Origin of the sequence: Flavobacterium buctense (assembly GCF_014486695.1) — a bacterium.
GTDB lineage: Bacteria > Bacteroidota > Bacteroidia > Flavobacteriales > Flavobacteriaceae > Flavobacterium > Flavobacterium buctense.
Map to the genome: position 1 here is coordinate 1 of NZ_JACTAB010000016.1, position 8,246 is coordinate 8,246.

At 39.1% G+C, this 8,246-nt stretch carries 1 protein-coding gene; it reads right to left on the minus strand.

All coding sequences use genetic code 11. The features are described 5' to 3' along the window. A partial coding sequence (locus ICG50_RS12860) for a beta strand repeat-containing protein (RefSeq protein ID WP_187661309.1) occupies positions 1-7,461 on the minus strand: 7,461 nt, incomplete at its 3' end. Positions 7,462-8,246: the final 785 nt, after the last annotated feature.

The window sequence follows — 8,246 nt, forward strand, 5'->3', positions numbered from 1 at the left end:
GCCGTTTTGAACGGAAGTACCATTTATTTTAAAATCATAACTAGCTGTGCCGCCACCTAAATTACCCGCAGTAGCGGTGAAGGTAACACTAGTACCATAGGCAAAAGTATTGTCTAAATCACTGCTGCTTAAAGAAACTGTTGGAGCTGTAGGAGTACAAGCCACAACAAAACTAGCACTAATAGTATGATTAGTAACTACATCTGTAAAAGTATAAGAACTAATAGCGCCTTGTGAGACACCATCAACCAACACATCACCAACTAAATAACCTGCATTAGGCGTGATAGTATAGGTTTGATCTCCGGTTCCTTCGCAAGTTAAAGTAGTGATACCATTAGGTGAAATACTACCATTAGCACTTGCAGAAGCAGTAACGGTAAAGTTATCATTCACAGTGACAAACATTGACCCGGTAAGTGTTGATGGACTAACACAAGTACCACCGGTAATAGTAACCACCACTGAAACCTCTTCCCCATCTGCTAAAGCAGTGGTAGAGAAAGTGTTTTGTACACCACTTTGAATAGAGGTCCCTTCAATACTAAAGTCATAAGTAGCAGTACCGCCACCTAAATTTCCTGCTGTGGCAGTGAAAGTAACATTGGTCCCTGCACAAAACTCACCCGGAGTGTCAGTAACAAAAGATAAGGTCGGAACAACACTTGGTGTAATCACAAAATTAACAGGAGTTCTACAGGCTGAACTGGCTGAACAAGCAACATAATAAACGGTTGTGCCAGGTGTATTAGTATTGGCTAATACCCCACTAGCAACTGGGTCAAAAGAGTTACCTGTACCCAAAACGGTAGAAGAAGTGGTATCGGCGTACCAATTTAAAACTCCGGCTCCGGTTGGAGTTTGAACATTACCTCCTACTGGCGGAGTAACAGTTATGGTAATACCGGTAACTGCTGAACCATTACTAAACGGAGTATAAACTAAAACATAATCAACCCCAGCTGTTAAAGTTCTGGTTATTCTTGGGTCAGCTGTACATGTTGAACCATTACCATCATCATTAGCCTCCAAGAAGTTAGTTGTTGGAGAAGAAGGATTAAATGGTGAAGTATACAATTGCATATGGGTATCGCCACTACCACATCCATTGATTACATAACTACCCGTAACAGTCGGTCTAAATACTTGTGTAGAAAAAGCTACAGTAGAACTAGATGAATAGACTGTTCCACCTGAGGAACGAACATAAGTTGGTGCTCCGGAGGCTGGTATATCAGTCATACTAAAAGTATTACTGTTAACATAAACCGTCGGACAAGTTGCTGAAGCAGCTAAAGCTACTGAGGCACCTCCTTGACAGATTGTCGCTGGAGTTGTACTAATAGTAACAGGAGTTTGTATCACTACAACAGCCGAACCTTGAGCACCCCAACATCCTGCAGCGGATTGTGCTCTGAAATAATAAGTCCCTGAGACACTTACTACTTGTGAAGCGGAAGCCGTAGCCGTAGAAGTACCATTGTTGGTAGTTCCTTGGAAATATATAGTACCATCTCCACCATTGTCCGCAGTAATAGTTGCATTAGAGCAGAAAGTTCCGGCTCCTGACACTACTACAGTAGCAGGTAAAGGATTAACTGTTACCGTTACTGAAGCCGTTGCGATTTGCGAACAAGCATCAGTAATTGTTAGATCATATGTAGTAGTTGTAGAAGGTGTTACACTGAAAGAAGCAGTTGTATTTACTTCGGTAGCACCCACTTTCCAAGAATAGGCAATACCGCCTCCTCCACCGGTAAAGGCTGAGGATAAAGTAACAGTAGTTCCGGCACAAACCGAAGTATTAGGAGCAGCTGTGGCACTAGCAGTTAGTGTAGCGCCAATACTTAAAACAGCTGCGGTGCGAGTTGATGGACAAGAGCCATTCTGAACTTCTGCATAATAGGTATAATTACCTGAAACACTACTATCAGGCAATGCAGGATCAACGCCAATTGGGTTAAAAGGAGAACCTGAACCGATAGCAGTACCACTGGTTTGAGTAGTATACCACTGAATAGAAGCAGGATTTGGAATGCTGTAATTCACCACTACTGTGGCTACTGCTGTTCCAGTTGGGAAAGTTGCCTCTGCACCAAAGTTATCATCAACACTATCCCAATACAATAAGTTTACAGTACCTCCTGTATTTGTCGCTGTAATTCCAGTTGTAGCGGTTCGAGTGTAATTAAATGTCCCTGCAGAGTTTGCAGCAGTAGGGTCGGTCGCAGCAGCATTTACTAATGCTCCACTTAAACCTAAGCTTATGTCAGCTCTCCAAGAGTCAGTTAAAGCAACTAAACCAGGGTAACTTAGTACAACACTAGTAACAATAGCACCCACAGGCAAAGCAGTCATAGTAGCCGATGCTACAGTGTTACCGGGAGAAGAATTAATCTCTGTAGGTTGAGCTGCTACGTTAAAACTAAGGGTTTGACTTCCAGTTATAGTACCTGCACCCACTGAGGTCGAAGTTAATCCCTGACCATTTGGTATAGAAGCATTCAAACAAATGTTATATCCTGTTGTTGTTGGAGCAACCGGAGTTGCATTGATTGCCACAACTGTGGTGGCCACTGTTGAACTACATCCGTTGGCGGTAGCTGTAAAGTTATAAGTTCCTGCAGCAGCAGTGGTCACCGTGGAAATCGATGGGTTTTGACTTGAGCTGGTAAAACTGTTTGGGCCAGTCCATGTAAAAGTGGTTCCTATGTCTGTAGTACCGTTAAGATTTAAAACAGAACCGGAACAAACAGGAGTATTGCTCGAGGCTGTAGCCGTTGGCTTAGGATTAACAGTAACTGTAATCATGTTAGAATTACTCGAAGAACTGGTTGCTGAACATGTCACTTTTAACCAATAATAAGTAGTTGAACTTACAACACCTGTGGTTAATGTAGCAGGATTAGTTTGACCTGAAACAATCAATCCGGTATCATTTGTATAATCAGAAATTATACCTGAAGAATACCATTGATAAGAAATACCAGAACCGGAATCAAAACCTGAAGCAGTAATCGTTGGAGTTCCCGAACCACATAAAACAGTATTACCTACAGCGGTTCCCGGATTTGTTCCCGAACAACTTGGAGGCGTAAATTCATCTGCACCTATATCAGGGGTGGAAGCATTACGCAACTGACATTCAAAATCATCAGTAATACCTGTTCCGGTAGCTCCTGAGCCCTCAAGTGATAAAATATTTGTTGCATTATTCTGATCAATACTTAAAACACTCGGGCTTCCGGTGAAAACAATAGCAGTATTTTTCGATACCGTGTCTTTACCAGTTGTTGTAGTCCATGAAGACAAAGAAGTTCTGTCTGTACCTGAGGTCCCTAAACCACCTGTTTGTGCAAAAAATGCACTTGTGCCATTGGTAAACAAAAGATTATTATTAGAAACCAAGTTCGCATAAGATGAATATGCCAAACCAATAGCATAACTTTTTCCGGTATTGGTTGTAGTTTGAGTATTAATTAAAATATTATTCCTTACATCAACCACAGGATTAGTTCCACCTATAGCGATTGCATATGTTGGAAAAGTTGTGGAAGTATTTCTAGTTCCTGTTAATGAAACAGAGTTATGGTACACATTTGTAGTACCTGTTCCACCTCCAATTAAAATTCCGGCACCTATATCAGGTGATGTACAATAAACATTTACATCGTAAATAATATTATTAGCGATTAGATTGGTAACTCCTGCTGTTGATAATACAGCCTGAACAATACCTGCCCCTGAATTTGATGAGGTTTGTGCTAAAGCACCAATAGTATTTTTAGTAACTATGGCATTGGTTACTTCGTTTCCGGTAATCGTTGTTGAGAAACCTGATGAGGTAGTGATTCCCAATGAAATTCCCCAGTTGTCTGTAGCACTTGATAAGTTTAATAAACGGTTGCCGCTTACTTCAACATTATTTTCAAATCCTAAAGTAATTCCCGTTTTAGGATTATCTGTTCCTACTGCAGCAGTAACTTGATTTAAATTAAATTTATTTCCAGTGTTTTTGTTCCCTGCTGAAGTTCCTTGAGAATAAATAGCGTTTTGCACTTTGCTTACACTATTATTTTCAACAGTATTATTATTATTTCCGATTCCTAAAGAAGTTGTACTAATAGTACTGCTACCAAAACCAAGCCCCACTAAAGTAGTAGTGTTAGCATTACCAACAATAGTACAGTTTCTAACCGTATTATTGGTAGCACCATTAGTAGCATTAGATTGGAACCAAACTACAGCACTTGAAGTACCGGTATTATTATTGGTGATTGTTAAATCTCTTGAAGCTGAACTGGCAGGACAAATAGTGTTAGCCGTACTGCTAAGTGACCCATCAATCAATACATTATCAGCACCGTTGAATCCAAGTAGAGAACCTGCAGAAGTTCCCGAAATTGTTCTTGATCCTCCGGCTGGTTTGATAGTTACGGTGAAAGGAGTAGCAAATTCATTTAATTTTATGGCTCCCGTTTCAGCGGTTAAATCTCCTGCAATTTCTAGAGTTAAATTTGAAATAACCAAAGCGTTATTAATCGCATCAAAAGCACCGCCGGCTAACGTCAAAGTGGCATAATCACAACCTGAAGGACAAACAGTTTTAGTACCACCTAATGAATTTAATATAGTGTACGAATTAATAGAGCCTCCAATAGGAAACTGAGCGGAGGTCAACGCAACACTGGTAGGTATAGCCGCAAAATTTCCTGAATTAATAGCTACCGTTGGCAAACCGGTATCCTGAGCCACCACGAAATATTGAATAACATCGCCAAAGGCAGCTGCTCCTCCGGTTAAAACCGAATAATCAATCGTAAAATCAAATGGTGAAGTAGAACCCGAAGCCTCAACAAATTTCCATCCTGAAACATCATTCGTTTCAGTAGATTTCTTGTAATATAATCTTGGTTTAGTTCCGACAGTTACATTTACTCCCGTAGCATCAGTTATAGTAATGTTATTAAATAATCTGTTGGCAGTTGAAGTAGTATTAGTCAAAGCTGTATAAGTAATGGCCGGAGGGGTTAAATCACCACCGATAAAGTTACCGGCATCAGCACCAATATCAACAGGGGTTAAACCGGAACGGGTTTGTCCATCAAAGTCTAAAGTTACCCCAACATCAACTCCATTGCCTTCTGCAGAAGAAGAAACAGACGGATTGATATGTAAATCTGGCGTTGCATTGGTAGGATCTAACAATTGAGGATTGGCATTGTAACTCCCGGCATCTTGTCCTACTGCAGTTTTCCAGGCGGCTAAAGAGGCCACATCTGCTGAATTGAAATAACCAAAAGTAAATCCGGAACCGGTACCATAATAAACATTATTATTGATAGTCAAACCAGTAGGGTTAGCAGTAGATCCATTAATTTTAACAGCATAATGTTTACCTGTGGCACCACTATTGGTTCTGTCATTAACAAAAATGTTATTGCGGAAACTTCTAGTATTAGTAGTTTGTGTACCATTAAATGCGTAGGAAGCTCCGGTACCGGCTGTGGCCGTTCCACCGATATAAATGGTATTATGCCAAAAACTGTCAGTGCCTAATGCACCATTAAAACCGTTAATCCCTGTAGTTCCGCCATTTGAAGCCACACCACCAAGGGCATTAGCCACACCAGCTCCTAAAGCAATCATATTGTTACGGTAAACGGTTGTTCCGCCAGCTACTCTAATTCCGTTAATTTCGGCAGAGGTACTGTTTGTAGCTGTTGTAAGTCCATAAATGGTATTTCTTTCCACTACGTTTGCTGTACTTCCTGTGAATTGAATACCTGTTACCACATTAGCTGTAGTAACATTTGTATTAGATAAGTTATAAATACTATTTTGAGAAACTGTGTGATTGGCAGAAGTTGCACCTACCAACAATCCAATCACGGAAGCGCTTGTTGTAGTCCCTGTACCATTATTATTAGTTAAATTTCTAATAATATTTGATGTCAAAGTTGCAGCAGGTAAGCCAATGTTAATTCCTACAATTTGAGAACTTGTACCAGAAGAAGCAACTGATAAAGAATTAGCAATCGTTCCTCCTATGGTATTTAAACTCAAAGTTGCTGTTGCTGAAGTAGAAGTGTTGACAAAAATTCCTGTAAAGGTAGCCGTACCAGTACTTGAATTCGTAATACTTATTCCTCCTATTTGGTTATTAGAAATAGTCGTATTACTTGATGAGTTATTATAAATACCATAATAATTTCCGGCTGATGTAGTGCTAGATGTTACACTAATACTCCCGGTTGCACCCATACTTCCAATAATATTATTGTTAACATTAGTCAATCCTGTAACATAAATAGCTCTGAATGGCCCTGAAGTCCCTGTACCACTTATTGCACCCGAGAAAGCAATTCCAGCAATTGTATTATTTTGAACTGTACTAACTGTTGTAGTTCCTGGTAAGACATTTATGGGAATAAAAACAGATGAAGAAACCCCAACAAAGTTATACGTTCCTGTACCTGATGCATTAGCAAAACCAATAGTATTTCCGGTTACAGAAAAATTATTACCGGAGCCATTATTAATATTGATTGCTCTGTGGGCAGCACCAGTTGTTTGAGTTCTGGTTGCTGTTTGGTAGAATTTATTATTTGATATAGTTACACTAGAACTTCCGCTATTTAAATCAATTGCAGCTGATGATGTAGTAGCACTAAAGTAATCATAGAAATTATTGTTATTGATAACTATACCACTATTGGCAGTTCCTGGATCTGTGTTAGAAGTCCCACTAAAATAAATAAGTTTAGAAGGTAAGTTTGCACCAGCAGGCCCTAAGTTACAATTAGAAATTGTATTACCATCATTACCTGTTGAAACGGCTCCAGAAGCAAAAAATATGTTTCCCCCTGCTGTTCCAGTTGCTGAACTTGAAGAACCAAGAATGGTACAATTAGTAATTGTATTATTCGTCGCATCAGTTTGGAAACGAATAGTAGAGGTACCAGATGTCGCCGATGCAGTTGTATTTGTTATTGTTAAGGCATTACCCCCCGAATTCAAACCATTAATAGTTACATTATCTGAACCGTTAAAACTGATTAATGGACTTCCTGCTGTTGCGGCCCCACTAATCGTCCAACTACCTCCTGAAGGCTGGATTGTTAAACTAGTCCAAGTACCTGCCACAAAAGCTGCACCCGCAGCCGGCTCAGTAGTATTACCGGTTATTTCAACAAGTATAACAGCTGATGGTTGAGCAGCAACAATTGCTGTTGCAGCGGCACTTAAAGTAGCGTAACTACCATTACCCGTACCTGTACAACCAGTTACTGTAACCTGCGCATTTGCCGAAAACCCTGCAAATAAGATACAGTATAAAAGCAGAAAACCCGACAACCTTCTCATTGTTGAACCTTTGAAATCGGTTCCTGATGGTGTCGAATTTTGTTTTTTTAGAAAGACATCCCTGTCCAACCCAAAAGAATTGTAATTTTTAGACATAAATCGGAATTAAAATTGTTTAGAATACAAAACTAAGTGAAGGTCTATATAATATCCTAACATTTTTAACGTTTTTTTTAAACTATTTATAAAATTAACAAACTCAGTTAATCGCACACTCATAAAATACAAAAAAACTGACCAATAACAACAGGTAAACAAAAATTTTAAAGCCATGCTTTTGCAGAGGAAGAAACCCTAATTTTACAAATAACAAGGGTCATTATATATAAAACTCTTATTAAAAACCAAAACATTTAATCAATCATATAGGCTTTATATAAAAAATTTGCCGTATAACCTACCTTTACTACGTTAGCAAATTCCTCAGCAAACCTCATTCAATAGCTGCATTTAAAGTAAAAACTTTGTTGAAATTTGAGCTGCAATTCTGAACTTGAAAAAGAACTTACTGACTTTGCCCATTTCCGCAAAACAATAGTATTAGGCAATAGCCAAAAAAAAAATAACCGGTAACCAAAAACCTTCGCGCTTTCTTCACGCCCTTTGCTGTTAAATCAAAAAGATCCTAACCTCTCTTTTGTCATTTCGACTTATCTTTTTTTAACGAGAGAGAAATCTCATGATCTTATAAACAACTTGAAACTCTAAACCCGAAACTCTCAATCCGTGACAAAAACCTTCATGACCTTCGCGCCATCTTTGCGCCCTTTGCGGTTAAACCCAAAAAAAAATCCCCGCCGTTAAGCAGGGATTAATTTATAATTCAAAATTTATAATTTAAAATAACAACTTATCGCTTCACAACTCTAAGGGCTCTAACC